Below are 24,587 nucleotides of genomic sequence, written 5' to 3' on the forward strand. Positions count from 1 at the left end.
ACAAAGCGGACGACGGCGGGACTCCCGGCCGTCGTCCGCTGCGTTTGGCCACCCCGGTTTCGCTCCGATCTGGGCTGCCGCAGCCGCACGCTCACTGCTGTGGCATGGGAGTATTCACCTATGACTATCGATAATGATGCCGCCAACCTCCCGGCGCAATTGGACTCTCGCGGCACAGACGACTCGATCGAAGTCAGCCGTGGCTGGGACCACATCGGGGCCATCATTGTCGATGCGACCCTGCAGCGGCGACAGAACTACCACGCGACCGTCAGGCCGCGCGTTGTCGCTCTGGTCGGGGCATGGCCTGATGCCGCCACGACCAGTGGATTCCGGCGGCGCCTCGATACCGGGGCGCTTTCCGAAGTTATCAGCTGGCCGTCCCCTGGCCGTCTCGCCCAGGTAGAGGACATGACGCGCGTGTTCGAGAGCCAGGGCATCGAGACTGTAGTCGAACTCCGAGGAGCACTTGGTGACGACGCCAGCAGAGCCGTTCTCCGGGAGGCTCTTGGGGCCGTGCGGCATGTCAGTTCCAAATCGCTCGATTACATTGACACCCTTTGCGGAGTGTCAACGGGCGGGGCCGTCGAAGAGTAAAAAGCGGGGAGCGGTCCAGGTTCGCCAGCGGACTCCAGGTCCACCCCGAGCGGCGGAGCTGTGGGCACTCAAACGTCGATTGTGACGATGGCACAGGAGGCTGCCGAGTCTGCACGGGCGCCGGATTTTAAGCTGACGGCCCGGGAGACGCAGCAGCACATCTTGGCTGCGGAATGCTGCTGGCGTTCGCTGTAGAAGACATCGCGGTGGTCGATGGAGCCCCGCAGGCCGAGCAAACGCACTTCACACAGTCCGCATTCGCCCTTGCGGCAGTCGAACATCATGTCGACGCCGGCGTCCTCGAGCGCTTCCAGCATGGACTTTCCGGCGGGGACGGTTGCCTCGACGCCCAGGCGGGGCACGCGCACCACGAACTCCTCGGGGTCGAACCAGCCGCTGTTGCCAAAGGTCTCGTAGCGGAGGTTTGTCACGTTGAGCGCCCGGGCATCCCAGCCCCGTTTGACGGCGTCCATGAGCCGGATGGGGCCGCACATGTACAACTCAGTGTCCGGCTCAATCGTGGCCAGCAGCTCATCTACGTTGAGTGCTGTGCCTTCATCGTCCACGTGGACTCGCAGCGCGTCGCCATGCAGCTGCTCCAATTGCGCCAGGTAGGCCATGGCGGGGCGGCTGCGGCCGGCGTACACGAAGGTGTAGTCGGCCTTGATGTTTCGGAGCACCCGGGCCATGTTGATCATGGCGGTGATGCCGATCCCGCCGGCCAGCAGTACGTAGCGCGGAGCGCCGATCCGCAGAGGGAAATTCTGCAGCGGCTGCGTGATCTCCAGCCGGTCGCCTTGCTCTAGGGCCTGCATGAAGTGGGAGCCGCCCCGGGATTGAGGGGCCCTGAAGACGCTGATCGCCACACGTCGGCCGTCCCCGCTCGAATCGACGATGGAGTAGGAGCGCCTGTGCTGCTCGCCGTTGATCGAGACCATCACGTCAATGTGTGAGCCCGGCTCGGCTTTCATGGGCCTGGACTGTTCCAGGACCAGGCGCCGGGTCTTTGCGGTAATGTCCTCCGCCTCGACCACAGTGCCGATCTGCCAGACTTCGATGTTCGTTGCAGCCATGTCTTCTTCTAACTTCCTGGGATCGGGCGATCCGGTCAGGCGGTGGGGATCAGTCGGCCTTCGGCGGCGAGTTGTCGCTCTATCAGCCGTCGCACCCACATGCCGCCCGCGTCGATGTTGAGGTTGTAGAACTCGTAGTCCGGGTTGGCGTCGATAGCATTCTGCTGGGCCGCCAGCATTTCTTCGTCCTCGCCGAACACGCCGTGTACGCCGTTGCGCAGCTGGGTGGTGATCAGCTGGCTTTCCAGCCGGTAGTTGCGCATGAAGGCCCAGAAGTAGTGGCATGTTTTGGCGCTTTCCGGCGAAATCGTGTTCATCACGAAGCCGTTGACGCCCTGGCTGCGGTCGCCTTCGGGGGCCCCAGTGCCCGCCTTGGCTACTCCGACGTCGATGTTGATGGTCGAGGGCGACTGGAAGGTGATGATCTGCCAGCGGTCAACCCGCCCTTCGAAACCCGGAAACTTGTCCCGCATGTTTTTGAGCCAGAACGGCGGAGCCTCGATGTCGAGCATCCAGCGCGATACCGTGACGGTGTTGTCGTCATGGGTCACGACGAAATCGGACTCACTCAGCTCGTCCTGGCCGATCGAAGAAGAGTGGACGAATTCCTCATGGGTGAGGTCCATCAGGTTGTCCAGAACGAGCTGGTAGTTGCACGGCGCCAAAATGGTCTCGCCATCACCGGCCCAATCATCCGAGCTCATTTGGTGCATGTCCGGGATAAGGGCCGGATCCGCGAGGGTGGCATCCCCCAGCCACACCCACACATAGCGGTAGCGCTCGATCACGGGGAAAGACGGCACGGTGGCGCTGGGATTAATGGTTTCCTGGGCGGGCATGGAGACACAGCGGCCGGCGGAGTTGTAGATAATGCCGTGGTACGGGCACTGGATTTGGTCCTTGCCGAGGGTCTTGCCCATGGACAGCGGGGCTAGGCGGTGCCAGCAGGCGTCCGCCAGCGCCACTGCCTTGCCATCCTCGGTGCGGTACAGGGCGAGCGGGCGGTCCGCAATCCGGCGCGACATCGGCTTGCGGGTTACCTCGTGGTCCCACGCGGCGACATACCAGGTGTTAAGCGGATAACCAAGCACTTTGTTCGTTGTTGAGCTCATGGACTGCATCAGCGCGGTCATGATCGATCCTTCCCCTCACGGTATACCTATGCTCATAGGTAGTGGCTTGGATCACAGCATAACTATGTTGATAGGTAGTGGCAAGCCCCCCCCCCCCCCCCAGCTGCCCCCATAAGCGAACCGCAGAAGGGGACGACAAAAGGCCCGGACACCCAGGCGGGCATCCGGGCCTTTCGGCACTCAAGACTCGAGCTTGTCGATCAGTTCCAGGCCGCGCCTGGCCCACTCGATCTCCGCTTTGGCGCGTTCGATCATGCCTTCATAGGTGAAGATTTTGTAGCCGGCAATCTTGGCCCGGTCCTCCTCAGGCGCGGCCTCGAGGCGGCGCGCAAGCGTGGGGTTGCTCCGGTCTTCCAAGGCGGCAACCATGTCCTGCCACTGCTGCGCGCGGGAGGAGTGATAGGCAATATGGGCGCGCATCTGCGCTCGCGCGGCTTCCGGGTCGGCCCACTCAAGGTACGCCGCCTTAAGATGGATCGGGTCACGCTCCCGGGCGTAGTCCAGGGTGGTATTCATCCATGCCCGGAAAGCCTCGACTCCTTCCGGAGTGATGTGATAGCGCTTCTTTTTGCCTTTTTTGCCCCAGGGCTCTTCCACTCCGCTCAGCAGGCCATCCTTTTCCATTCGCCGGAGTTCGGGATAGATCTGCGAGTCCGGTGCGTGCCAGACGTAGCCGACGGATTGTTCAAAGTGCTTGAAAACGTCATAGCCCGTGAGGGGCTGAGACGTCAGCAGCGCAAGCAGGGCATAACGCAAACTCACTCGTAACCGATCCTCTCCGTCAGGGCGCCCTGCTGCCGATGCCTTGCGGCAGGGCCGGGCGCCGCCTCCATTAAACCCCTTGTCAACTAACTACGTTCATAGTTATGCTGTGTCCCGCGCCACATTTACCTATCACTATAGATAGTTTCCCGGCTGCCAGCCTTCAACGACGAGGCCCGGCCTCCGCCTCCAGAAGAGCCACCAGATCTTCTCCACGTCAGTTTCAGCATCTGCCCGGACCGTCCGTGGCCTCTAGAAAGTAGTCCCATGCAACTTCAAGAACGCATCGACGCGTCCCGTATGTCTCTGTATCAATGGCTGATCGTGGGCCTGTGCATCGTCCTCAACGCCCTCGATGGCTTCGATGTGCTGGCCATGGCCTTCACCGCCAACAGCGTGACCCGGGACTTCGGCCTTAGCGGCGCCGAACTGGGTATCCTGCTAAGCGCCGGACTGGTCGGGATGGCCATCGGCTCGCTGGGCCTCGCGCCCTTTGCCGATGTCATCGGGCGCCGGCCCATGGTCCTGATTTCGGTCGGTCTCGCAACTGCCGGGATGCTGCTGGCCTCCGTAGCGCACTCTGCCGTGGAACTCGGGATTTGGCGCGTGGTCACGGGCCTCGGTATCGGCGGGATACTCGCCTGCACAAATGTCATCGCCAGCGAGTACTCCTCCAAGCGCTGGCGCGGGCTGGCCATCAGCATCTACACCGCGGGATACGGCATCGGGGCAACGCTCGGCGGCGCAGCGGCGGTGACTCTGCAGGCCAGCTTCGGCTGGCGTTCTGTGTTTCTATTCGGCGGCATCTGCACTGCCGCCGTCTTCGTACTGCTCGCTGTCCTTCTGCCCGAGTCTGTGGACTTCCTCGCTAACCGGCGTCCCCGCAATGTCTTGGACCGCCTGAACAGGATCGCGCGCAAGATCGGACAGCCCGCCGTCACCGAACTGCCCGCAGTGGCTGCCAAGAATGATCGCAGGAACAAGGTCTCCGAACTGTTCACAGCCGGCAACCGCCGCTCCACCTGGCTCGTCTGGCTTGCCTTCTTTGCCACCATGTTCGGTTTCTACTTCGTGAACAGCTGGACCCCGCGGCTCCTCGTCACGGCCGGCATGACCGAAAGCCAGGGAGTCGTCGGCGGGCTGATGCTGACCTTAGGCGGCACCTTCGGGTCGTTGCTCTATGGACTGCTGACCATCCGCTGGAACAGCCGGAAGGTGATGGTCATTTTCGCCGTCCTGTCGGCGGCCACCATGGTGATGTTCATTTCCACCGCGGGTATCCTGATCCTCGCCTTCGTCGCGGGCGGCGTTGTCGGCATGCTCATCAACGGCTGCATCGCGGGCATGTACACAATTACCCCGGCGCTCTATGGCGCTTCCGTCCGGAGCACCGGCGTGGGCTGGGCCATCGGGATAGGCCGCGTTGGTGCCATCGTCGCTCCGCTCATCACCGGAGCCCTGCTCGACGCGCACTGGACAGCGTCCATGCTGTACATGGGCGTCGGCGTCGTAGTCCTGGTGGCAGGCGGCGCAGTTGCGGCAATGCGGCCATCCCAGCAAGATGACGGCGCCCTAATCGACGGAGAGAAGGAACTAGCCCTGCCTGCATAATCCAGTGTCAACGAGCGAGGCTCAGGCGGCATAGTGCGGACGACGGCGGGACTTCCCGCCGTCGTCCGCTCCTCCCTGCTGAACCCACAGCACATGACTCTGCGGCCCGCCATCCCTTGAACGCGTCGACGGTCTTGTAGCTAACCCGGTGGGGGGAGAGCGCCATAGGTATTTGGCAGCGCATGAGGATTGACGGGCCTGTCCGCGTCGGACGCGGATGGCTCCCTGGTGTCGTAGGTGCGGGCCGTTCGCAGGTTCCGGGATCGTTTATGCAGCCCCACGGCAACAAGCCCAAGACCAACTGCCAGAAGACCGAGTCCGAGGATGAACAGCGCCACCGCCCCCTCCCCCGCGATACCCGAGAACACCTCAAACAGCGGCATCGGCAGGACGAAAACCGTGGCCGCCAGGAAAGTTGAACCCACAGCAATTTGAGATGTCCCCTTGGGCTGCATGGTTCCCCCTCCGCCTACGCCGCCCGGGTCCCTCAGGTCTGGTCCTCTGCGGAGGCGGCGCGCAGGTCGGGGTCCACACCTCTGGTTCGCTGCGCATCCACGGACGGCACCGGCTCGTTATCCGCGCGATGAAAATAGAGCCAGGCCGCGACTCCCGCGCTCACCGCGACGGCCGCCACTCCGGCAATCACCCAGGCCTTCCCGGACGCCGTCCGCCGCGACTTAGCCCGGGCGGGTGCCGTGACAACACTCGGGGCAACCCGTTTCAGGCCCTCTTGAACACGGGGAGCAAGAGTTTCCACTCCACCGGCGAGGTCGTCAGCGAGCCGCCGTAGTCCGGTCTGGATCCTCGGAGACGCAGATTCAATCCCGGCATCGAGCCCGGCCACCACTCTTTTCAATGCCGCCTCGACTCCGGGAGTGGCCCACTCCCTCCCCTCGGTGAGCTGAGAGATGAGATTCTCTGAAAGATGGCGGATCTGGTCGGCCTGGTTCTTGGGTGCTGCCGTGCGCATGAGTGCCTCCTCGATGTGGTGGATGCCCATAGCCTACGGCGGTCGGCACCGTAGAAACAGGCCCTTCCGGCCGCAGCCAATACGAACGCCCGGGTTCCTCGGTGCGCTCCCCTCCTACAGGAATCCTCCCTACAGGTAGGTACTTGAGAGACACCTTTCCGCGACGGCCCGGAACGGCGGCCGTGACGGACGATCACCGGCGAGGCACGTCAGGTGTGAACTCTGCACCGCAGGCGGACGACGGCGGGACCTCCCGCCGTTTTCCGCCTGCGTTTTGAAGGTGCTTTACAGCGCGGACCAGCCGCCGTCGGAGGCGAGGATGGCGCCGTTGATGTTGGTGCCGTCGTCGCTGAGCAGGAAGGTGATGGACGCGGCGAGCTGCGCGGCGGTGGCGGGCGTCGGGACGGTGGCCTGCATCAGCGGGCCGAGGCGTTCTGCCGCGAGCTGGGATCCCCAGGTGGCCACGATGTTGGTGATGGTGGGGCCGGGGGCCACGGCGTTGAAGCGCAGGCCCCTGGGCCCGTACATCACGGCCGAGTTCTTGGTCAGGCCCACGACGGCGTGCTTGGACGCGGTGTAGGCGGCGCCGGCGGCGGACCCGCGGATGCCTGCCTCGGAGGCGACGTTGACCACGGACCCGGTGCCGGCGTCGAGCATCAGCGGCACCACCGCGCGGGTGAGGCGCATGAGGGCGGTGACGTTGATCCGGAAGACGCGGTCCCAGGTGTCGTCGTCCACTTCGTGGATCGGGGCGAAGTTGTCCATGATCCCGGCAACGTTCGCCAGGGCGTCGATGCGTCCGCCGGCGGCAGCGACGACGGCGGCCACGGTCTCCTCGCTGGAGATGTCGCCGGATACCGGGACCAGGTCCAGCCCGGTGTTCTCGGCCACGAGGTCATCGAGGCGTTCCTTGCTGATGTCGGCGGCGATGACCCGGCCGCCTTCCCTGGCGATCCGCAGCGCGGTGGCCTGGCCGATGCCGGAGGCGGCACCGGTGACGATGACGGTCTTGCCGGCGAACCGGCCGGCGGTGGTGGCTTCCTGCCATGAAGCTTCGTTGCCCATGATGTCCTTCCAGACGTTGCTGACGGTGATGCGATCCACCTTATGACACTCTGTGTCATTATGTAAGGGTGAATACTGGTGGGATGCCTTCGGATGCTGTGACCACCGCCGTTCCGCGCGCCGCCGGGCGTCCGGTGACGATTGATCCCGACGCCGTGGCCGCCATCGCGCTGCGCCTGTTCGCCGAGCGCGGCTACGAGCAGACCTCCATGGAGGACATCGCCCGCGAGGCCGGGATCGGGCGCAAGAGCCTGTACCGCTACTTCGCCAGCAAAGCCGAGCTCGTCTGGGGCGGCATGGAACCGGTCATCGAGGCCTCGGGCCGGGTACTGGATTCGGCCCGCGTTGACGGCGCGGCCGACGGCGGCCTCCTGGCGGGGCTGCGCGACGCGGCTGTCGCCGGCGTTGCTGTCCTGCCGGACCTTGCGGTCACGCGCGGCCGACTGCGGCTGATCGCCGAGCACCCCGAACTGGCCAGCCGGAGCTACGAGTCCCTGGCGCCGCAGCGCGAGCGGACCCGGGCCTACCTGCTGTCCGCGGGAGTCCGCGAGGATGTCGCGGGGTATCTGTGTGCCGCGTTGATCGGCGCGACGTTCGAGGCCTGGATGCAGTGGGCCGCCGGGACGGACCCGGACCCGGTGCCGTATCTGGTGGCAGCGGTGGGGGTATTGCGGGTGCCGGAGTCGACGCGGGCGGGGTGACAATGGGGAGATGAGATCCGCATCGAACCGAAGCCGGCCGAACGGCCGCCGCCTGCCGGTCCGGACCCGGGGTCCCGCCGTCGTGGTTTGGCTGGTGCTGCGGTGAGCAGATTCGTCCTGATCCCCGGAGCGGGCGGCGCGGCCTGGTACTGGAGCCGCATCGTTCCGCTGCTGCAGGGGGCCGGCCACGAAGCCGTCGCTGTCGATCTGCCCGGCGACGATGAAAGCGCCGGGCTGCCCGAGTACGCGCGCCTGGTGCTCGAAGCCGTCGGTGGACGCCAGGACGTGGTGCTCGTTGCGCAGTCGCTGGGTGGCTTCACCGCCCCGCTCGTGTGCGAAAAAGCCCCCGTCGCCGGGCTTGTCCTGGTGAATGCGATGATCCCCGTACCGGGCGAGACTCCCGGCGCATGGTGGGGAAACACCGGCTGGGCTGCGGCGCAGCAAAGCGCGGCCCAGGCCCACGGGTACAGTGCCGAGTTCGACACGGACACCTATTTCCTGCACGACGTTCCGCCGGAAGTGGCCGCGGAAGGCGAACCGCATCAACGCCCCGAAGCAGAGGCGGTGTTCGAATCGGTCTGCACGTTCACGGCCTGGCCCGGGATCCCGACCCGCGTCCTGGCCGGAGAGGGAGACCGCTTCTTTCCGCTGGACTTCCAACAGCGGCTCGCCCGCGAACGCCTCGGCATAGAGCCCGACGTCCTGCCCGGCGGCCATCTCCTCGCCCTGGCAAATCCCGACGGTGTGGCCGATTACCTGCTGCGCCGCTGAACGTGGGAATTCCGGCCTAGCGGCTGCTCACCTGGCCGAACAGTTTCGCGATGGGCGCGAGCACCAGCGGGCGGGCGGCGTACCATCCGGCCGCCGTGATGGCGATGGCGGCCGCGAAGAGCCAGAACCCGACCCAGTTCACCACGTCGGTGCCGCCGAACATGTGGTTCAGGTTGCGCAGCGCACCGGTCGCGAACACGAGGAACACGTGGACGAGAATGAACAGCACGAAAAACAGCATGGTCGGGAAGTGCACCGCGCGCGCAACCTCTAACGGGTAGACCTTGTTCAGCGTTTTCGCGTTCTTCGGCCAGAACTCGCTCATGCGCGCACCCGTGATCGCAGCGACGGGGGCCGCGATGAAGACCACCACGAAGTACATGATCTGCTGCAGGCTGTTGTAGTTCACCCAGCCGGTCTCAACGGGCCAGTCGAGTGTCATGTACTGCAGGAGCGCGGAGAGCGCGTTCGGGACGGCCTCCCAACTGCTCGGCACGATCCTCATCCAGCGGCCCGAGGCAAACAGCAGCACCACAAAGATGAGCCCGTTGGCCAGCCACAAAATGTCGAGCGACTGGTGCAGCCACAGGTTGATGCTGATCTTCTTGCCACCGCGCTTCGGCGTCCAGTACGCCGGCGGCTTCTGCTGCGTGCGTACCTGATAGCCGGAGCGAATGATGAGCACCATCAGGAAGATGTTCAGGAAGTGCGCCCACTGTGCCCACCACGGGAAGCCGGGCTCCACCGTATCGGGCAGGTCATAAGCGCCGGGGTATCTCTCAAGGAACTCGGGCACGCCCGGCAGCGTCGTCACGCCGCGTGCGGCGAGCACAAGAATCGCTGCGGCGGCCACTCCGCCGATGCCGAAGAGCACGACGAGCTTGATCCACTGGCCCAGGGTACGTGAGCCGTAGAGCCTTGCCTCGGCCTTGGGCTTCACGGGCTTTTCGACGGCGGCGGGCCGTGCCGCGGGCGCCGGGGCGGCGGCCGCGGGTGCCGCGACGACGGCAGGCTGTGCCACCGGTGCCGGGGCGGTGACGGCGGGCGGTGCTTCGGGCGCCGGGACGGCGGCGGCCGCGGGTGCGGGTGCGGGTGCGGGTGCGGGTGCACTCGACGCCGAGGGCTCCGTCTCGACGTCGGCCTTCACCACGCTGGCAGCCGGGGCAGGGACAGCGTCGGCAACGCGTTCGGGATGTGTCTGCACCGCAGGGGCGGCAGCGACCGCCGGAGCAAGCCCAGCCGGCGGCCACGGCTCGCCACCGGGAACACGGGGAAGCCCGCGACGCAGCGAGGCGGTTCCGGTCGTCCGTGTGGCAGGCGCGGCTGCCGGAGCAGCTGCAGGCGCCGCCGCCGCCGGCATTGCTGCTTTCTCAGCAGCACCAGCCACGGCAGCATCTGCGGCCGCATCTACGGCAGATGCCGCCGTGGCGCCGATGGCCGGAGCCCCGGACAGAGCCGCCACCGGTACCGGAGCTTCTCCCGCTGGCGGCCAAGGTTCACCGCCCGGCACGCGCGGCAGGCCGCGGCGAAGCTGCCGCGCCACCGCGGCGCCTGGAATCACCGCCGGGACCGGCGCGGACAGCGCCGCACCCGGCGCCGTTTCCTGGACAGCAGCCGGGGCGGAGGGCGCGGCGGCCGCGGCCGATTCCACCGCGGAAACTGACGCCGACAGATCGGCCGCTTCTGCCGCTTCTGCCGCTTCTGCCGCTTCTGCCGTGGCAATGTGTGCGGGCGCCTGGCCTGCTGGAGGCCAGGGTTCGCCACCTTCGACGCGCGGCAGGCCCCGCCGGATGGACCGAGACAGAGTTGCCATCGCTACTTCTTCCGGGCCTCAAGTGCGCTAATGAGCTGGGGAACAACCTTGAAGACGTCGCCGACCACACCGTAGTCCGCGACCTCGAAGATCGGCGCGTCCCCGTCCTTGTTGATGGCGACGATCATCTTCGCGGTCTGCATGCCGGCCCGGTGCTGGATCGCGCCGGAAATGCCCAGCGCGACATACAGCTGAGGTGACACGGAAACCCCGGTCTGGCCGACCTGATGCGACGTCGGGACGTAGCCGGCATCCACCGCGGCGCGCGACGCACCAACGGCGGCACCGAGGGTATCGGCGAGCTGTCCAACGAGTGCGAACTGTTCTTCCGAGCCGAGGCCTCGGCCACCGGCGACAACCTTCGCGGCACCACGCAGCTCCGGCCGCGAGGTGGCGGCAGTTGCCTCCTCGAAGGAGTCGATCCGCGCGGCCGGTTTCGCGGAGCTTGTCACGGCCAAGGTCTCGGACTCTTGCGGCTGAGCCGCCGCCCGCGCCTCGATGGAGCCCTGGCGGACCGTAATCACCGGTGCCCCAAACGTGGACGTCGACGTCACGTTGTAGGCGCCGCCGTAGACGGAGTGCTGTGCCACGACGCCCTCGTCATCACGGGACACACCGACCGCATCGGCGGAAATCGCCGCACGCGAACGGGCAGCGTAACGTCCGGCGAGGTCGCGCCCGTTCAGGGAATGCGAAATCAGGATGGCGTCCGGCTGCACCTGCTCCACGGCGGCAGCAAGCGCGTCAACGCCCGGCACCCCAAGCGCGGAAGGATCCGGGGTCTCCGCGATGAGTGCGCGGGCGGCACCAAGGGCCGCGGCCTCCTCGGCGGCGGCGCTCCCGGCGCCGGGTGAGGCAAGTACCAATGCAATCGGAGTGCCAACGGCAGCGGCGGCACCGAAGAGCCCGGCCGCGGCCTTCTCGAGTTCACCGGATGCCCGGGCTTCTACGACGACGAGGATTGCGTCACGAGGGAATTCAGTCATGTCGTTGATCCTTAGGCCAGTCGGTTTTCGATCAGGAACTCAGCGAGCTTCTCGCCGGCATCACCCTCGTCGATGATCTTCACGCCCGCCGCGCGCGGGGGCCTCTCCGCAACGGTCAGCATGATCGAACGCGCCGCCTCCGGATTGTCGGCCGTGACCCCGAGGTCCGCGAGGGTCAGGACCTCGAGGGGCTTCTTCTTCGCGGCCATAATGCCCTTGAAGTTCGGGAAGCGCGCCTCGGGAAGTGCCTCGGTAATGGAGATCACCGCGGGCAGGTTGGCTGAGACCTTCTGCACGCCGGAGTCAACGGCCCTGGAGCCCGACACCGCACCGTCGCTGATCTCGACGGAGCTGAGGCCGGTGGCATGCGGCACGTCAAGCAATTCTGCAAGCATCGCGGGAATCATGCCGCCGGATCCGTCAGTGGAGACGTTGCCGGTGATCACCAGGTCAAATCCCATGCGGCGGATCGCTGCGGCGAGGGTTTCAGCGGTAAGTCCAAGATCCGCACCCCGGAGCGCCTCGTCAGAGACGTGGGTGGCGCTTCCCGCGCCCATCGCAAGCCCCTTGCGGATGGTTGCCGTCGCACCTTCGGGGGCGAGGGAAAGAATCGCGACCTCAGTGCCCTCGTTCGCGTCGGCGTGCGTCAGTGCCAGCTCCAGGGCCCGCTCACCGATCTCATCAATGACTGCCTCGCTGACTCCTCGATCGGCGATGCCGGTTTCAAGGTTCAGTTTTCGGTCCCCGTACGTGTCGGGGACCTCCTTTACTAGGACGATAATCTTCATCGATGGCTCTTCCTGTGGCGGCTTGTCCCTGGAGAGGAGACATTGTCGAACCCATCGAGTCTACGAAACTAGTGCCCTTTCCGGCTGACAGAGCCCGTGTCGTGAAGTGACGTGCCTCGCCATGGGACTGGGATCAAGGTAAAGCCGGACGTCCCGTTGACAACTGCAAAACGTTTTGTGTAACGTGTCTCACACCAGATACAAAACGTTTTGCAAAGGGAAGTCAATGACGACAAGAGTGGGAATACGCGACGTGGCCAAGGCCGCCGGGGTCTCCGTCACCACGGTGTCGCATGCCCTGAACGACGCCACGAGCTTCCGGGTGAAGGCAGCGACGCAGCAACTCGTCCGGGACGTGGCCAGGGATCTTGGGTACGCCCCGAACAAGATGGCCAGCGGACTGCGCAACCAGCGCTCCCAGATCCTTGGCCTGGTCAGTGACGAAATCACCACCACCCCCTTTGCCGGGGCCATGATCCGCGGGGCGCAGGACGCCGCCTACGACCGCGGCTACGTGGTGATGGTGGTCAATTCGGGCCTGGACAGCGAGCTGGAAAACCGTGAAATCAATATGCTGCGGCAGCACCAGGTGGACGGCGTGGTCTACGCCAGGATGTACCACCAAAGCGTGCAGGTCCCCGCGGAACTGGAGGGACTTCCCACCGTGCTGCTGGATTCCATCACTGACGACAAGTCCATTTCCTCGGTTATCCCCGACGAGGTGGGCGCCGCCGAGACGGCCGTTGAAGCAATCATCCAGGCGGGCCACACCTGGATCGGGATGATCAACAACATCGACGACATCCCCGCCACGCACGGCCGCAGGGAGGGCTTCCTCAACGCTCTCCGGCGGCACGGCCTGCAGCACGACCCCCGCCACCTCGTGATCGGCCAGCCCGAAACCACGGGAGGCCGCGAGGCCGCCCTGGGCCTGCTCGGTCAGCCCGACCGCCCCACAGCCCTGTTCTGCTTCAGTGACAGGGTTGCCATGGGCGCCTACCAGGCGGCCACCGCATTGGGGCTGCGCATTCCGGAGGACGTGTCCATTGTGGGAATCGACAATCTCGAAATCATCGCGGACGCCCTATGGCCGGGGCTCACCACCGTCGCCCTTCCCCACTACGAAATGGGCAGTTGGGCGGTCCACCGAATCCTGGACGACATCGAAAATCCCGGCGCACCCGCAGTCCAGACGCAACTGGACTGCCCCCTGATTGAGCGGGGGTCGCTCGGCCCGCCGCCACGTTAGCCGATTGCCGGCATCAAGCCGGCACCACCACACCGTTCCACTGCTCCGCCGCCCGGGGACCGCAATAAGAAGGGACGCAGCCGTTGCACCGGCCGCGTCCCGAAGGACCCGGGGCAATCTCCCACGCCAAATTCAGCAGAAAGATTGACCATCATGAACAAGCGATTCACCCGGATCCTCGCCACCAGTGTAGCTGCGGCGGCACTTGTCGGCTCCCTGGGCGCCTGCGGCAAGGGCAGCGCCTCTGCCCCGTCCGCCGGCTCCAATGAGATCACCATGTGGACCCACAACGCGGGCAACGCCGAAGAACTCAAGGCGGTTGAAAACATCGTCGATTCCTACAACAAGAGCGCCGGCGCCAAGGCCAAGATCAAGGTCCAGGCGTTCCCGCAGGACTCCTACAACGACTCCGTGGTCTCGGCCGCGGCCGCCGGGAAGCTCCCCTGCATTGTTGACATCGACGGCCCCAATGTTCCCAACTGGGCCTGGGCGAAGTACCTGACACCCCTGAAACTCGACGCGGATGTTTCCAAGAACCTGCCGAGCACGGTGGCCAAATGGGAGGGCGAGACCTACGCCGTTGGCACCTATGACGTCGCACTGGCGATGCTCGCACGTGCCTCCGACCTCAAGGCAGCCGGTGTCCGCGTCGCCACGGTCGAGAAGCCGTGGACCAAGGACGAGTTCCAGGACGCGCTGACCAAGCTCAAAGCCCTGGGCAAGTGGGAATACCCGCTGGACATGGGTACCGCCGGAACCGGCGAATGGCTGCCCTACGCCTACTCCCCGTTCCTGCAGTCCTTCGGTGGGGACCTGATCAACCGCGACGGGTTCCAGTCGGCAGACGGCGTCCTCAATGGCGACAAGGCCATCGAGTGGGCCCAGTGGTTCCGCGGCCTTGCCGACCAGGGCTTCATGGCTAAGAAGAGCGGCAAGGACTCCACCCAGGACTTCCTCAACAACAAGAGCGGCCTTCTCTACACCGGCTCCTGGGCCGCGGACAAGGCACGCGCAGCGGTAGGTAAGGACCTTGTGGTCATGCCGTCCGTGGATCTCGGGACCGGCCCCAAGATCGGCGGCGCCTCCTGGCAGTGGGGCGTGACCAGCGGCTGCAACAACTCCGCGGCAGCCATGGACTACCTCTCCTACTCACTGAAGCCGGAAAACCTGGCCGCGGTGGCTAAGGCAACGGGCACCATCCCGGCCACCGACGAAGCCGCCGCGCTCATCCCCGCATATGCCAAGGACGGCACGAACCGGATCTTCATGGAACTTTCCCGCAACTACGCGGTGATGCGTCCCGAGACCCCGGCCTATCCCTTCATCGCCACCGAATACGGCAAGGCGGTTCAGGACATCCTGGCCGGCGCCGACCCCAAGACGGCGCTGGACAAGTCGGTCAAGGCCATCGACGCCAACATCAAGTCCAACGGCGGCTACAAGAACTAGCCGGCTGCCAAACGGTACTTTCGACGGCGGTGCGCAACCGCCGTCGAAAGTACCTCAGGCCCTGACTGTCGACGGAGAAAACCATGACAACCACCCAACTCCCCTCCCCCGGCCGCCGTCTGGCGGACCCGGCCCCGGCCGCACCGCCCAGCAAACCGCGTCGCCGGCCGCGCCACCTTCGCGAACAGATCAGCGGGTGGGGCATGATCGCCCCGGCCGCGGTCCTCCTGCTCGCCTTCGTCTTTCTCCCGGCGATCCTGGGCTTCGGCCTGGCATTCACGAACGCCAGGCTTGTTTCCCCGCGGCCCGTCGAGTTTGTCGGCACGGACAACTTCGCGCGGCTCTTCGCGGATCCCGTGTTCTGGCGCTCACTGCTGAACGTCAGCTACTTCGCCGTCGTGGTGGTGCCCGTCCAGTCCGGACTCGCCCTGGCGATGGCCCTCCTGATCAACAAGAAGTTCCGCGGCGTGAACTTCTTCCGCACCATCTACTTCCTTCCCGTGGTGACGTCCATGGTGGTGGTGTCCCTGCTGTGGATGTTCATGTACCGCAAGGACGGCCTGATCAATGAGTTGCTGTCGGCGGCCAGTTTCGGCCTCATCAACGGCCCGGACTGGCTCAACGATCCCGCCACCGCCATGCCGGCCATCATTGCCCTGTCCATCTGGCAGGCCGCAGGCTTCCACATGATCATCTGGCTCGCAGGCCTGCAAAGCATTTCCGGGGAACTCTACGAGGCCGCCCAACTCGACGGGGCCAGCCGCTGGCACCAGTTCCGCTTCGTGACCTGGCCCGGCCTCACCCACACCCGCACCCTGGTCCTGGTGACCATCACCATCCAGGCGCTCGGGCTCTTCGACCAGGTTAGCGTCATGACCCAGGGCGGGCCCCTCGATTCCACCACCACCATCATCTACGAGGCGGTGCGCTCCGGCTTCAAGCAGCAGGAGACCTCCTACGCCTCGGCCATCTCGCTCGTGTTCTTCGTGCTCGTCCTGCTGATCTCCGCAGTGCAGCGCTACCTGACCCGAGAGAAGGACTGACGTGAAACAGACACTCATTTCCAAGGGTCTCGGCAATGCCGCGACCACGGCGGTCCGCCTCCTGTTCGCCGCCGTCGCCGCCTTCCCCATCGTGTTCATGATGGTGTCCTCGCTCAAGCCGGACCAGCAGATCTTCGGCGACATGTCCTCGGTGGCGGCGTTCCTGCCGGTCGGCAACATTTCGCTGGACAACTACGCGGCCGTGTTCGACCGGGTGCCGGCCGCCCGCTTCCTGATGAACTCCATCGGCATTTCCGCGGTCACGGTGGTGCTAGGCATCTTCATCAACAGCCTATGCGCGTTTGCCCTGTCCCGGATGGAGGTCCGCGGCAAGCGCGTGGTGTTCACCGCGATCCTCGCCACCCTCATCGTGCCCTTCCAGACGCTGGCGCTGCCGCTGGTGTGGTGGGTCAACCAGCTGCCGTACTTTGAGCTCAACGGGTTCAGCCTCGAGATCTCGAAGGGCTGGCTGGACACCTACCAGGTCCAGATCATCCCGTTCATCGCGAACGCGTTCTCCATCTACCTGTTCCACCAGTACTTCGAGTCCATCCCGAAGGAACTGGACGAGGCTGCCCGGATCGACGGCGCGGGCTGGTTCACCATCTACCGCAAGGTGGTGATGCCGCTCGCGGGACCGGCGACCGCCACCGTGGCCATCCTGACCTTCCTGCCCGCCTGGAACTCCTACCTGTGGCCGCTCATGGTGGTCCAGTCCGAGGAACTCCGCCCGGTGATGATCGGCATCCAGTACTTCTTCCAGCTCAACGTCTCCTGGGGCGAGGTGATGGCTTACGCGTCCCTCATCACCATTCCCGTGGTGGTCCTTTTCATCGCGTTCCAGCGATCATTCATCAACAGCATCGCCTCCAGCGGCGTCAAGGGCTGACCAGCCTCCTCACGCGAAAGCCTGCAAAGAACCCTCATGAAAACACTCACAGAACTCGACTGCCAGTACCGGCCAAAGTGGCACTACTCAGCGGAGCGCAACTGGCTCAACGACCCCAACGGGCTGGTCTACGCCAACGGCATCTACCACCTCTTCTACCAGCACAACCCGCACGGCGAGGAGTGGGGCAACATGTCCTGGGGCCACGCCACCTCCACAGACCTGCAGCACTGGGACGAACAACCCGTGGCCATCGCCTGCGATGAGCAGGAGGCCATCTTTTCCGGCTCCGCGGTGGTCGATGTCCACAACACCAGCGGCTTCGGCGTCGGAGGCGTGCCCCCGCTCGTGGCCATCTACACCAGCGCGTACTCGCCCGCCTCACCGCTCGCCGGACGGCAGGCTCAGTCCCTCGCCTTCAGCACGGACGACGGCGCCACCTGGACCAAGTACGCCGGGAACCCGGTACTGGACCGCGCCTCCGCGGACTTCCGCGACCCCAAGGTCTTTTGGCACGACGGCGCCGCCGGCAGCTACTGGGTGATGGTCGCCGTCGAGGCGGTCCACCACGAGGTGGTCCTTTACAAGTCGGCTGACCTGTTGGCCTGGGAGTACCTGAGCACCTTCGGCCCGGCGAACGCCACGGAAGGGGTGTGGGAATGCCCGGACCTGTTCGAACTGCCGGTGGACGGCGACGCGTCCAACACCCGGTGGGTCCTGGTGGTCAACCTGAGCCCCGGCGGCATCGCCGGCGGATCGGGCGGCCAGTACTTCATCGGAACCTTCGACGGCGTGACGTTCCGTTCCGAAACCACCGTCACCGACGGCGTGCAGACCGACGACAGCCGGATGGCCGACTACGGGTGGCTCGACTGGGGCCGGGACTACTACGCGGCCGTGTCCTTCAGCAACGTCCCGGACGGACGGCGGCTCATGATCGGCTGGATGAACAACTGGCAGTACGCCGCCTCAACGCCCTCGGACGGCTGGCGCAGCGCGATGTCCCTGGTCCGCGAGGTCAGGCTGGTGTGCCGCGGCGGCCGCCCGGTGCTGGTGCAGGAGGCGGTGGACCCGTTCCACACCCACGGTACCGAGGTGTTCGCGCTGGACCGGCAGCCGTTGGCGGACGGGGTGACCTGGCTTCCGGCCGAGGCCTGCGGTGATGTGCTGCGAATCGATGCGGACTTCGAGCCCGGCACCGCCGGCAGGGTGGGTCTGGTGCTCCGGGCCGGCATCGAATCGGGCGGGGAATCCGGCTCCAGGTCCGGGCCCGGAGCCGGAGCCGGAGCGCGCACTGTCCTGGCCTACGACTGCCGTACGGCGGAGCTCAGCCTGGACCGGACCGAATCCGGCAACGTGGGCTTCCACGAGTCGTTCCCGTCGGTGGAGCGCGTTGCCGTGTCCTTGGAGGACGGCCGGCTAAGGCTCCGGGTCTTCCTGGACCGCTGCTCGGTCGAGGTCTTCGCGCAGGACGGCCTGGCCACCATCACCGATCTGGTCTTTCCCGCGAACTCCGGCACCGCCGTCGGGCTGCTGGCCGAAGGCGAGGGCGGCACCCTGGCAGGCCTCGCCGTCCTCGCCTGAGCGGCTGAAAGGGCCCAAAGCCAGCGACGGCGGGGGGAGACACGTGTCGAAACGAAGCCGGTCCGCCGGACCGCTGCCGGCCATCTGCCGTTCACCTGCCCGTATCGGGGATTAATTACCGGGAAGTAGCGTTGCGATCTCTTGTTGAGATCCAACCTTTGAGAGGCTCCCGAATGAGCACGACTCACACCCGAGGCATCCTCACGGCCGCCGCAGCAATCGTCCTGGCCGCGTCCGCAATCAGCATCACCGCGGCCGCCCAGGCCGCAGACAACCCCACCGGTGCCGGCAACCACGGTGACAGGAACACGGCCCTGGCCGACGCCTTCAACGGCGTTGACCGGAACACGAACTGGCAGCAGACGTCGAAGCTGAAGCTGAATTTCCCGACGTACCACACGGAGGGAATCGCCTACAGCCAGGACCACATCTTCCTCTCGGCCGTTCAGATCATCGAACCGACCGTGAAGTTCCCGACCCCGCAAAACGGCTTCGACCGCACCCCCGGCAAGGGCGTCGGCCACCTGTTCGTCATGGACAAGTCCGGCGCCCTGCAAAAGGACATCGTCCTGGGAGAGGGCGACATGTACCACCCCGGCGGCATCGACTTCGACGGCACCAGCGTCTGGATCCCCGTGGCCCAGTACCGGCCGGACAGCAGCGCCATCATCTACCGAGTCGACGCGACCACCCTGGACGTGCACAAGCAGTTCGAGGTGAAGGACCACTTCGGCGGCATCGTGATGGACAAGCAGACCGGCCACCTGGTCGGCAACACCTGGGGCTCGCGCCGCTTCGCCGAATGGGATCTGCAGGGCAAGCAGCTCTCGACCTGGCAGAACCCGAACTACTTCATCGACTACCAGGACTGCCAGTACGTGGCCAACTCCCGGATGCTCTGCAGCGGGATCACCAACCTCCCGCAGACCCCGGCGGCCGGCGGTACCGGCGCCACCTACGAACTCGGCGGCATGGCGATGATCGACCTCAAATCCCGCAGCGTAATCCGCGATGTCCCCTTCCAGCAGTGGTCCACCGCAGGCCATGTGGCCACGCGCAACCCGTTCAAAATGACGGCCGACGGCGGGCACCTCACCATGAAGGTGGCCCCCGACAACGGCGAGGAAGGCAACGGCACCGAAATCCTCACCTACGAGGCCACGGTCACGCCGGCCAAGTAACGCAGGCCGGTCACCCACGCAGCATACGAATGCCTGCCATCAGCCGCCGGCATCCCTGAACACCAACGATTGGCTACCCCCATGCCTCATCCAGCACAACGATTCACCCGGAAGCGGGTCGCCGCCACGGGCGCGGCAGCCCTGGCCGCCTCGGCACTGACAGCCGGAATGTTCGGTATCGGCGCAGGTCCGGCCTCCGCCGGTGAAAACCACAACGGTACCGCGACGCCAATCAAGCACGTGGTGGTGATCTTCCAGGAGAACGTTTCCTTCGACCACTACTTCGCCACCTACCCCAAGGCCGCCAATCTCCCGGGTGAAACCCAGCAGGGCACCGGCACCGCGACGGCCTCCTTCACCGCCGCCAAAAACACCCCCAAGGACATCAACACTCTGGCCACCGCCGGCCTCCTGGCACCGAACAACCCCAACTCTGCGCAGCCTGCCCGGCTCTCGCCGGCGCAGGCCGTCACCTGCGACCAGGACCACGGATACACCGCCGAGCAGAAGGCATACAACGGCGGGGCGATGGACAAGTTCGTCGAGTTCACCAGCCGCGACGCCTGCGGCACCAACCAGTACGGCCGCCCCGGCCTCACCATGGACTACTACGACGGCAACACCGTCACCGGCATCTGGAACTACGCCCAGAACTACTCCATGAGCGACAACCACTTCAGCACTGTCTTCGGACCCTCCACACCCGGGGCGCTGAATCTGGTATCCGGCCAGACCCACGGGGCCACCGCGTACACCGCCGCAGGACAACCTGTGGCCACCCCGGCGGCCGGCAGCAGTGCTGTCAGCCTGCCGGATGCGAACGGCGTCGGCACCGTCATCAACGACCCGGACCCGGTCCACGACGACTGCTCGAACAGCAGCCACGCCAAAACCGGCAACCTGGCCGGCCTGAGCGGCAGGAACATCGGCGACCTGCTCAACGCCAAGGGCACGTCCTGGGGCTGGTTCCAGGGCGGTTTCACGCCGACCACCGCCGCGACCGCGGACTCCCCGGCGTCGTGCCTGTCCAGCCACACGAACGCCGCCGGCGCCAGCGTGGTTGACTACTCCCCTCACCACCAGCCGTTCCAGTACTACGCCTCCACCGCCAACCCGCACCACCTGGCACCGGCGTCCGACGCGGAAATCGGCCACAACGGACAGGCGAACCACCAGTACGACCTCACCGCGTTCAACAAGGTGGTCAACACCGACAACATGCCCGCCGTGTCCTTCCTGAAAGCCGGAATGTTCCAGGACGGCCACGCCGCCTACTCTGACCCGATCGACGAGCAGAACTTCGTCACCAGCACCGTGAACCAGATCCAGAAATCCCGGAACTGGGACAACACTGCCGTGGTGCTTGCCTACGATGACTCGGACGGCTGGTACGACCACGTCGCCGCCAAGGCAAAGAACTCCTCCAACACCGCCGACGACGACGCCTGGTGCCAGCACGCCGCAGCCAGCGGCGTCCCGATGGCCGGCGGCTACGCTGACCGCTGCGGCCCCGGCCCGCGCCAGCCGCTGGTGGTCATTTCCCCCTACGCGAAGAAGAACTTTGTGGACCACACCCAGACCGACCAGGCCTCGATCCTGCGCTTCATCGAGGACAACTGGCACACCGGCCGGATCGGCGACGCCTCCGCCGACGCCACCGCCGGGTCGGTGAACGCCATGTTCAACTTCGGCAGACAGCGCAACGACCAGGTCCTGCTCAACGAACAGACCGGCGCCGTCGCCTCCACCGAACACGGCAACAACAACTCCCACAACAACTCCGGAAAGTAAACACCTGCAACAGCACGGTCCTGGACGGAAACGCCACCCGGCAGTTGGCCGGGTGGCGTTCCTGTCCGCGCTGCCTCAACGACTCGTCCTCCCCCCGAAGCATCAACAGTTTGTTGACAACAGGATGTTGATGTCAGAAGCTGGTGGTGTTGAGCGACGCCGAGCCGACGGGAAAATGGAGTCTGGAATGAACGAGACCGACGGGACCCGTCAAGGCGGCGACGCTGCGGAGGCTCAGCGCCAAAGCCAGGCCACACGGATGTTGCTGGACCGGGGCGCTTCCGAACTGCCGCCCCGGCCCTGGCTAGGTGAGCGGCAACCCCCTTCAGCGAGTGACCTGATCCAGCACGTCCTGTGGAGGTCCAACGGGACCGGCCGCGGGGAGGCCGTGGATGGGCTGGATGTGCGGGCCGCCCTCACCCTTGTGTCAGCCGCGCGGGCAGAGATGGATGGCCTGGAAACGGCACTCCTGTTCCTGGCGCGGGCCGAGGGGCTGACCTGGCCTCAGATTGCCCAGAGCCTTGGGCTCCGCTCGGCGCAGGCCGCGCAGCAGAGACTGGATCGGCTGTCCGGCAGGCCCGAGACGGGTGTGGTGGGCTGACGTGGAATTCACTCCTCAGGCCAGTGCCGGAAGGGAAGGCCGCGATCCCGCCGGCGCGGTTCTCACCGGCATCGGCGCCAGCCCGGGCACCGCCTGCGGGACGGCCCGGACAGTTCACAGCGTCGACGAATTCTCCGCGGTGGCCCCCGGCGACGTTTTGGTCTGCCGCACCACTGACCCCGCCTGGACGCCACTGTTCGGGATCGCCGCTGCCGTCATCACAGAAACGGGCGGGATGCTCTCGCACGCCGCCATCGTGGCCCGCGAACAGGGCATCCCCGCCGTTCTGGGGGTAACCGGCGCGCTGACCCGCATCACGGACGGAACGACGCTCGTGGTCGACGGAACCCACGGAACCGTCCACGCGAAACCAGCAGGTCCCGGAGCGGGTCCATGAGCCCGCAGCCGCCATCCATGCTGCTCACCCTCCACGCCCTGAGGCTGCTCGGCTTCGCTGACACTGAGTCAGTTGCCGCCCGGTTTGGCCAGGATCCGCACGACGTCGAACGGCTCCTCATTTACGCCGGCGCGAACGGGTGGGCGTCGCGCTCCTCATTCGGCGGAAACCGGGGCTGGTCCCTGACCGTGGCCGGCAGGACTGAAAACGAACGGCTCCTGGCCGAGGAGCTGGACAGCGTGGGCGGCCAGGCAGCAGTCACCGCCGTGCACGCGAAGTTTGCACCGCTGAACGCAGGAGTCGTGGCCGCCTGCAGCAAACTCCAACTCCGCTGGCTCGCCGAGGGAAGTCAGTCCAACGATGGGATCGACGAGCCAACACAGCAAACCTTCACCCAGGCATTGGCGTCCTTGAGCGATCTGGAAGTCCGCCTGACCGCTGTGTTGCCGCGGTTCAGCGGATACGCGGAACGCCTCGAGCTGGCAGTGGAAAACGCAGCCACGGAGCCAGCGTGGCTCACCGCCACAGACCGCGACTCCTTCCACCGCATCTGGTTCGAATTGCACGAAGATCTCATCGCCACCCTCGGCATCCGGCGATGAACGCCCCAGCACGACCCCAAAAGTGACAGCGGAACCGCGGTCAACCGGTGCTGGATGACCCGCGCGCGGCGGCTTGGACCTGTGTGACGGGTTTGGTGGCGGGCATGCCGAGCACGGCGATGACGGTGAGGACGGCGGCGATCATGACGGCCAGGAACACGGCGGATGAGGCCGCCACGATGGTGTGGGGATCCGTGTCGCCGTGCGGGGTGCCGGCGTAGACAGCGTTCGCTATCGCACCGAAAACGGCGACGCCGATGGAGCTGCCGATGGATCGGGCGAAAAGGTTGGTGCCCGTGACCACGCCGCGCTCGTTCCATTCGACGCTCGTCTGGGCGGCGATCAGGGTTGGGGTCGCGACCAGGCCGAGTCCGAGCCCGACGATGAAGCAGCTGACGGCGACGAGCGCAACGTTGGGGACGGAGGCGGTGACGGCCAGGACTGCTGTGCCGATGACGGTGACCGTGATGCCGATCAGGGCAGTGTTCCGGAACCCGATGCGCAGATACAGGCGCCCCGATTGGGACGCACTGATGGGCCAGCCGATGGTCAGCGCCGCCAGGGCGAGTCCGGCCACGATCGGGGAGGTCGAGAGGGCTCCCACGAGGAACGTGGGAACGTACGAAGTGATGCCCAGCATGACCGCTCCGACCCCGAAGGCGACCATCGCCGTCGTCGCCAGCAGCCGCCGGGAAACCACCCACGGCGGCAGCACCGGCTCCGCCGCCCTCCGTTCGACGAGAATAAACGCGACGAACAGGAGGGCACCGCCGGCGAACACTGCGTCGCTGATGGCGGAGTCCCAGGCCCAGGCCTGGCCGCCCTCGAGGGCCCCGAGAATGAGCAGGGTGAGCGACACGGTGAGCAGCCCCGCGCCGAGATAGTCGACCCGGTGCTTTACGGGCTCGATGTTCTCGTGGAAGGACCGGACCAGCATCCAGCCGGCCACCAGGCACAGCGGGATGTTCACAAGGAAAATGCCGCGCCAGATGCCGAGTGAGGCAAACACTCCCCCGAGCGTCGGACCCACCACTGAGGAGACCGCCCACACGCTCGCCAGGTAGCCCTGCACTTTTGCCCGTTCGGCCAGGGTGTAGATATCGCCGGCGATGGTGATGGCCATCGGCTGGACCGCGCCCGCGCCCAGGCCCTGCACCACGCGGAAGGCGATGAGGACCGGCATGCTCCAGGCCACTCCGCACAGGATCGAGCCGAGCAGGAACAGACCGATTCCGATCAGCATGATCGGCTTGCGGCCGATGGTGTCGGAGAGCTTTGCGTAGACCGGAACGGACACGGCCTGCGCCAGCAGGTAGGCGGAGAACAGCCAGGGGAACGAGCTGAACCCGCCAATGTCGTGCACGATCGCGGGCACGGCTGTCGCCACCACGGTCGCGTCGATCGCCACCAGGCCGGTGGAGAGCATCAGGGCAATGAGGACGGGTCCGCGTTTGGAGCGGAACCCGACTCCCTCGGCAGGCATGGTGGTCACGTGCATCACTCCCATCGGCGCCCGAAGCGCGGTGCGTGA

At 65.9% G+C, this 24,587-nt stretch carries 24 protein-coding genes; 14 read left to right on the plus strand and 10 right to left on the minus strand.

Going from position 1 to position 24,587, the window contains the following annotated elements; translation table 11 throughout:
* The first annotated feature begins 120 nt into the window (after positions 1 to 120).
* Complete coding sequence (locus tag AC1DN2_RS06535) at positions 121 to 597, plus strand: hypothetical protein (RefSeq protein WP_476849673.1); 477 nt, start codon at positions 121 to 123, stop codon at positions 595 to 597.
* Between the two features lie 68 nt (positions 598 to 665).
* On the opposite strand, the gene AC1DN2_RS06540 is transcribed toward AC1DN2_RS06535, so the two are convergent.
* The 3 genes from AC1DN2_RS06540 to AC1DN2_RS06550 form a co-directional block, all read right to left on the minus strand.
* Complete coding sequence (locus tag AC1DN2_RS06540) at positions 666 to 1,670, minus strand: PDR/VanB family oxidoreductase (RefSeq protein ID WP_476849674.1); 1,005 nt, start codon at positions 1,668 to 1,670, stop codon at positions 666 to 668.
* 35 nt (positions 1,671 to 1,705) lie between these two features.
* Entirely contained in the window at positions 1,706 to 2,803 is a 1,098-nt protein-coding gene (locus AC1DN2_RS06545) for an aromatic ring-hydroxylating oxygenase subunit alpha (RefSeq protein WP_476849675.1), read from the minus strand.
* Between the two features lie 180 nt (positions 2,804 to 2,983).
* On the minus strand, positions 2,984 to 3,565 hold the full coding sequence (locus AC1DN2_RS06550) for a PadR family transcriptional regulator (protein WP_476849676.1): 582 nt from the start codon (positions 3,563 to 3,565) through the stop codon (positions 2,984 to 2,986).
* 267 nt (positions 3,566 to 3,832) lie between these two features.
* On the opposite strand from AC1DN2_RS06550, the gene AC1DN2_RS06555 reads away from it, so the two are divergent.
* Complete coding sequence (locus AC1DN2_RS06555; protein ID WP_476849677.1) at positions 3,833 to 5,176, plus strand: MFS transporter; 1,344 nt, start codon at positions 3,833 to 3,835, stop codon at positions 5,174 to 5,176.
* A 140-nt stretch (positions 5,177 to 5,316) separates the two neighbouring features.
* Here AC1DN2_RS06555 and AC1DN2_RS06560 read toward each other — a convergent pair whose 3' ends face one another.
* From AC1DN2_RS06560 to AC1DN2_RS06570, 3 genes are all read right to left on the minus strand, one after another.
* Positions 5,317 to 5,631 (minus strand): hypothetical protein, encoded by a 315-nt coding sequence (locus tag AC1DN2_RS06560; RefSeq protein WP_476849678.1) that lies wholly within the window; start codon positions 5,629 to 5,631, stop codon positions 5,317 to 5,319.
* Between the two features lie 32 nt (positions 5,632 to 5,663).
* The gene (locus tag AC1DN2_RS06565) at positions 5,664 to 6,146 is read right to left on the minus strand and encodes a hypothetical protein (protein ID WP_476849679.1); all 483 of its coding nucleotides are present in this window, start codon (positions 6,144 to 6,146) and stop codon (positions 5,664 to 5,666) included.
* A 285-nt stretch (positions 6,147 to 6,431) separates the two neighbouring features.
* Positions 6,432 to 7,211, minus strand: coding sequence for an SDR family NAD(P)-dependent oxidoreductase (locus AC1DN2_RS06570; protein ID WP_476849812.1), 780 nt, complete (start codon positions 7,209 to 7,211; stop codon positions 6,432 to 6,434).
* 83 nt (positions 7,212 to 7,294) lie between these two features.
* On the opposite strand from AC1DN2_RS06570, the gene AC1DN2_RS06575 reads away from it, so the two are divergent.
* Together AC1DN2_RS06575 and AC1DN2_RS06580 are read left to right on the plus strand one after the other, a co-directional pair.
* A complete protein-coding gene (locus AC1DN2_RS06575; protein ID WP_476849680.1) occupies positions 7,295 to 7,912 on the plus strand; it encodes a TetR family transcriptional regulator in 618 nt (205 codons plus the stop codon).
* Between the two features lie 102 nt (positions 7,913 to 8,014).
* Positions 8,015 to 8,683: an alpha/beta fold hydrolase gene (locus AC1DN2_RS06580; RefSeq protein WP_476849681.1), complete on the plus strand. Its 669-nt coding sequence runs from the start codon at positions 8,015 to 8,017 to the stop codon at positions 8,681 to 8,683.
* Positions 8,684 to 8,699: 16 nt separating this feature from the next.
* Here the strand turns inward: AC1DN2_RS06580 and AC1DN2_RS06585 are convergent, their stop codons facing one another.
* The 3 genes from AC1DN2_RS06585 to AC1DN2_RS06595 are packed head-to-tail and all read right to left on the minus strand — an operon-like array spanning position 8,700 to position 12,270.
* Positions 8,700 to 10,496 (minus strand): cytochrome b/b6 domain-containing protein, encoded by a 1,797-nt coding sequence (locus tag AC1DN2_RS06585; protein ID WP_476849682.1) that lies wholly within the window; start codon positions 10,494 to 10,496, stop codon positions 8,700 to 8,702.
* Positions 10,497 to 10,498: 2 nt separating this feature from the next.
* Positions 10,499 to 11,482, minus strand: coding sequence for an electron transfer flavoprotein subunit alpha/FixB family protein (locus AC1DN2_RS06590; protein ID WP_476849683.1), 984 nt, complete (start codon positions 11,480 to 11,482; stop codon positions 10,499 to 10,501).
* Between the two features lie 11 nt (positions 11,483 to 11,493).
* Positions 11,494 to 12,270 carry an electron transfer flavoprotein subunit beta/FixA family protein gene (locus AC1DN2_RS06595; RefSeq protein WP_476849684.1) on the minus strand — a complete coding sequence of 259 codons (777 nt, stop codon included), beginning with the start codon at positions 12,268 to 12,270 and terminating at the stop codon, positions 11,494 to 11,496.
* 226 nt (positions 12,271 to 12,496) lie between these two features.
* On the opposite strand from AC1DN2_RS06595, the gene AC1DN2_RS06600 reads away from it, so the two are divergent.
* From AC1DN2_RS06600 to AC1DN2_RS06645, 10 genes are all read left to right on the plus strand, one after another.
* Complete coding sequence (locus AC1DN2_RS06600; RefSeq protein WP_476849685.1) at positions 12,497 to 13,519, plus strand: LacI family DNA-binding transcriptional regulator; 1,023 nt, start codon at positions 12,497 to 12,499, stop codon at positions 13,517 to 13,519.
* Positions 13,520 to 13,672: 153 nt separating this feature from the next.
* Entirely contained in the window at positions 13,673 to 14,968 is a 1,296-nt protein-coding gene (locus AC1DN2_RS06605) for a sugar ABC transporter substrate-binding protein (RefSeq protein WP_223913509.1), read from the plus strand.
* Positions 14,969 to 15,051: 83 nt separating this feature from the next.
* Entirely contained in the window at positions 15,052 to 16,011 is a 960-nt protein-coding gene (locus tag AC1DN2_RS06610; protein ID WP_476849686.1) for a carbohydrate ABC transporter permease, read from the plus strand.
* Between the two features lies 1 nt (position 16,012).
* Entirely contained in the window at positions 16,013 to 16,900 is an 888-nt protein-coding gene (locus AC1DN2_RS06615; protein ID WP_439954127.1) for a carbohydrate ABC transporter permease, read from the plus strand.
* Between the two features lie 36 nt (positions 16,901 to 16,936).
* Positions 16,937 to 18,484: a glycoside hydrolase family 32 protein gene (locus tag AC1DN2_RS06620; protein WP_476849687.1), complete on the plus strand. Its 1,548-nt coding sequence runs from the start codon at positions 16,937 to 16,939 to the stop codon at positions 18,482 to 18,484.
* Positions 18,485 to 18,657: 173 nt separating this feature from the next.
* Entirely contained in the window at positions 18,658 to 19,665 is a 1,008-nt protein-coding gene (locus AC1DN2_RS06625) for a DUF6454 family protein (protein ID WP_476849688.1), read from the plus strand.
* 81 nt (positions 19,666 to 19,746) lie between these two features.
* Entirely contained in the window at positions 19,747 to 21,456 is a 1,710-nt protein-coding gene (locus tag AC1DN2_RS06630; protein WP_476849689.1) for a phospholipase C, read from the plus strand.
* A gap of 187 nt (positions 21,457 to 21,643) precedes the next feature.
* On the plus strand, positions 21,644 to 22,057 hold the full coding sequence (locus AC1DN2_RS06635) for a hypothetical protein (RefSeq protein ID WP_476849690.1): 414 nt from the start codon (positions 21,644 to 21,646) through the stop codon (positions 22,055 to 22,057).
* Between the two features lies 1 nt (position 22,058).
* Positions 22,059 to 22,454: a PEP-utilizing enzyme gene (locus tag AC1DN2_RS06640; RefSeq protein WP_476849691.1), complete on the plus strand. Its 396-nt coding sequence runs from the start codon at positions 22,059 to 22,061 to the stop codon at positions 22,452 to 22,454.
* Entirely contained in the window at positions 22,451 to 23,056 is a 606-nt protein-coding gene (locus AC1DN2_RS06645) for a hypothetical protein (RefSeq protein WP_476849692.1), read from the plus strand. Before AC1DN2_RS06640 ends, AC1DN2_RS06645 begins: the two co-directional genes overlap by 4 nt.
* A 40-nt stretch (positions 23,057 to 23,096) precedes the next feature.
* Here AC1DN2_RS06645 and AC1DN2_RS06650 read toward each other — a convergent pair whose 3' ends face one another.
* A complete protein-coding gene (locus AC1DN2_RS06650; protein WP_476849693.1) occupies positions 23,097 to 24,554 on the minus strand; it encodes an MFS transporter in 1,458 nt (485 codons plus the stop codon).
* Positions 24,555 to 24,587: the final 33 nt, after the last annotated feature.

The sequence above is a fragment of the Arthrobacter sp. 01L42 genome (assembly GCF_056400005.1).

Excerpts from the sequence above, each read along its gene's own strand:
- AC1DN2_RS06535 (WP_476849673.1), top strand. The coding sequence starts at position 121 with ATGACTATCGATAATGATGCCGCCAACCTCCCGGCGCAATTGGACTCT.
- AC1DN2_RS06540 (WP_476849674.1), bottom strand. The coding sequence starts at position 1,670 with ATGGCTGCAACGAACATCGAAGTCTGGCAGATCGGCACTGTGGTCGAG.
- AC1DN2_RS06545 (WP_476849675.1), bottom strand. The coding sequence starts at position 2,803 with ATGACCGCGCTGATGCAGTCCATGAGCTCAACAACGAACAAAGTGCTT.
- AC1DN2_RS06555 (WP_476849677.1), top strand. The coding sequence starts at position 3,833 with ATGCAACTTCAAGAACGCATCGACGCGTCCCGTATGTCTCTGTATCAA.
- AC1DN2_RS06560 (WP_476849678.1), bottom strand. The coding sequence starts at position 5,631 with ATGCAGCCCAAGGGGACATCTCAAATTGCTGTGGGTTCAACTTTCCTG.
- AC1DN2_RS06565 (WP_476849679.1), bottom strand. The coding sequence starts at position 6,146 with ATGCGCACGGCAGCACCCAAGAACCAGGCCGACCAGATCCGCCATCTT.
- AC1DN2_RS06570 (WP_476849812.1), bottom strand. The coding sequence starts at position 7,211 with ATGGGCAACGAAGCTTCATGGCAGGAAGCCACCACCGCCGGCCGGTTC.
- AC1DN2_RS06575 (WP_476849680.1), top strand. The coding sequence starts at position 7,295 with ATGCCTTCGGATGCTGTGACCACCGCCGTTCCGCGCGCCGCCGGGCGT.
- AC1DN2_RS06585 (WP_476849682.1), bottom strand. The coding sequence starts at position 10,496 with ATGGCAACTCTGTCTCGGTCCATCCGGCGGGGCCTGCCGCGCGTCGAA.
- AC1DN2_RS06590 (WP_476849683.1), bottom strand. The coding sequence starts at position 11,482 with ATGACTGAATTCCCTCGTGACGCAATCCTCGTCGTCGTAGAAGCCCGG.
- AC1DN2_RS06595 (WP_476849684.1), bottom strand. The coding sequence starts at position 12,270 with ATGAAGATTATCGTCCTAGTAAAGGAGGTCCCCGACACGTACGGGGAC.
- AC1DN2_RS06600 (WP_476849685.1), top strand. The coding sequence starts at position 12,497 with ATGACGACAAGAGTGGGAATACGCGACGTGGCCAAGGCCGCCGGGGTC.
- AC1DN2_RS06605 (WP_223913509.1), top strand. The coding sequence starts at position 13,673 with ATGAACAAGCGATTCACCCGGATCCTCGCCACCAGTGTAGCTGCGGCG.
- AC1DN2_RS06610 (WP_476849686.1), top strand. The coding sequence starts at position 15,052 with ATGACAACCACCCAACTCCCCTCCCCCGGCCGCCGTCTGGCGGACCCG.
- AC1DN2_RS06620 (WP_476849687.1), top strand. The coding sequence starts at position 16,937 with ATGAAAACACTCACAGAACTCGACTGCCAGTACCGGCCAAAGTGGCAC.
- AC1DN2_RS06625 (WP_476849688.1), top strand. The coding sequence starts at position 18,658 with ATGAGCACGACTCACACCCGAGGCATCCTCACGGCCGCCGCAGCAATC.
- AC1DN2_RS06630 (WP_476849689.1), top strand. The coding sequence starts at position 19,747 with ATGCCTCATCCAGCACAACGATTCACCCGGAAGCGGGTCGCCGCCACG.
- AC1DN2_RS06635 (WP_476849690.1), top strand. The coding sequence starts at position 21,644 with ATGAACGAGACCGACGGGACCCGTCAAGGCGGCGACGCTGCGGAGGCT.
- AC1DN2_RS06645 (WP_476849692.1), top strand. The coding sequence starts at position 22,451 with ATGAGCCCGCAGCCGCCATCCATGCTGCTCACCCTCCACGCCCTGAGG.
- AC1DN2_RS06650 (WP_476849693.1), bottom strand. The coding sequence starts at position 24,554 with ATGCACGTGACCACCATGCCTGCCGAGGGAGTCGGGTTCCGCTCCAAA.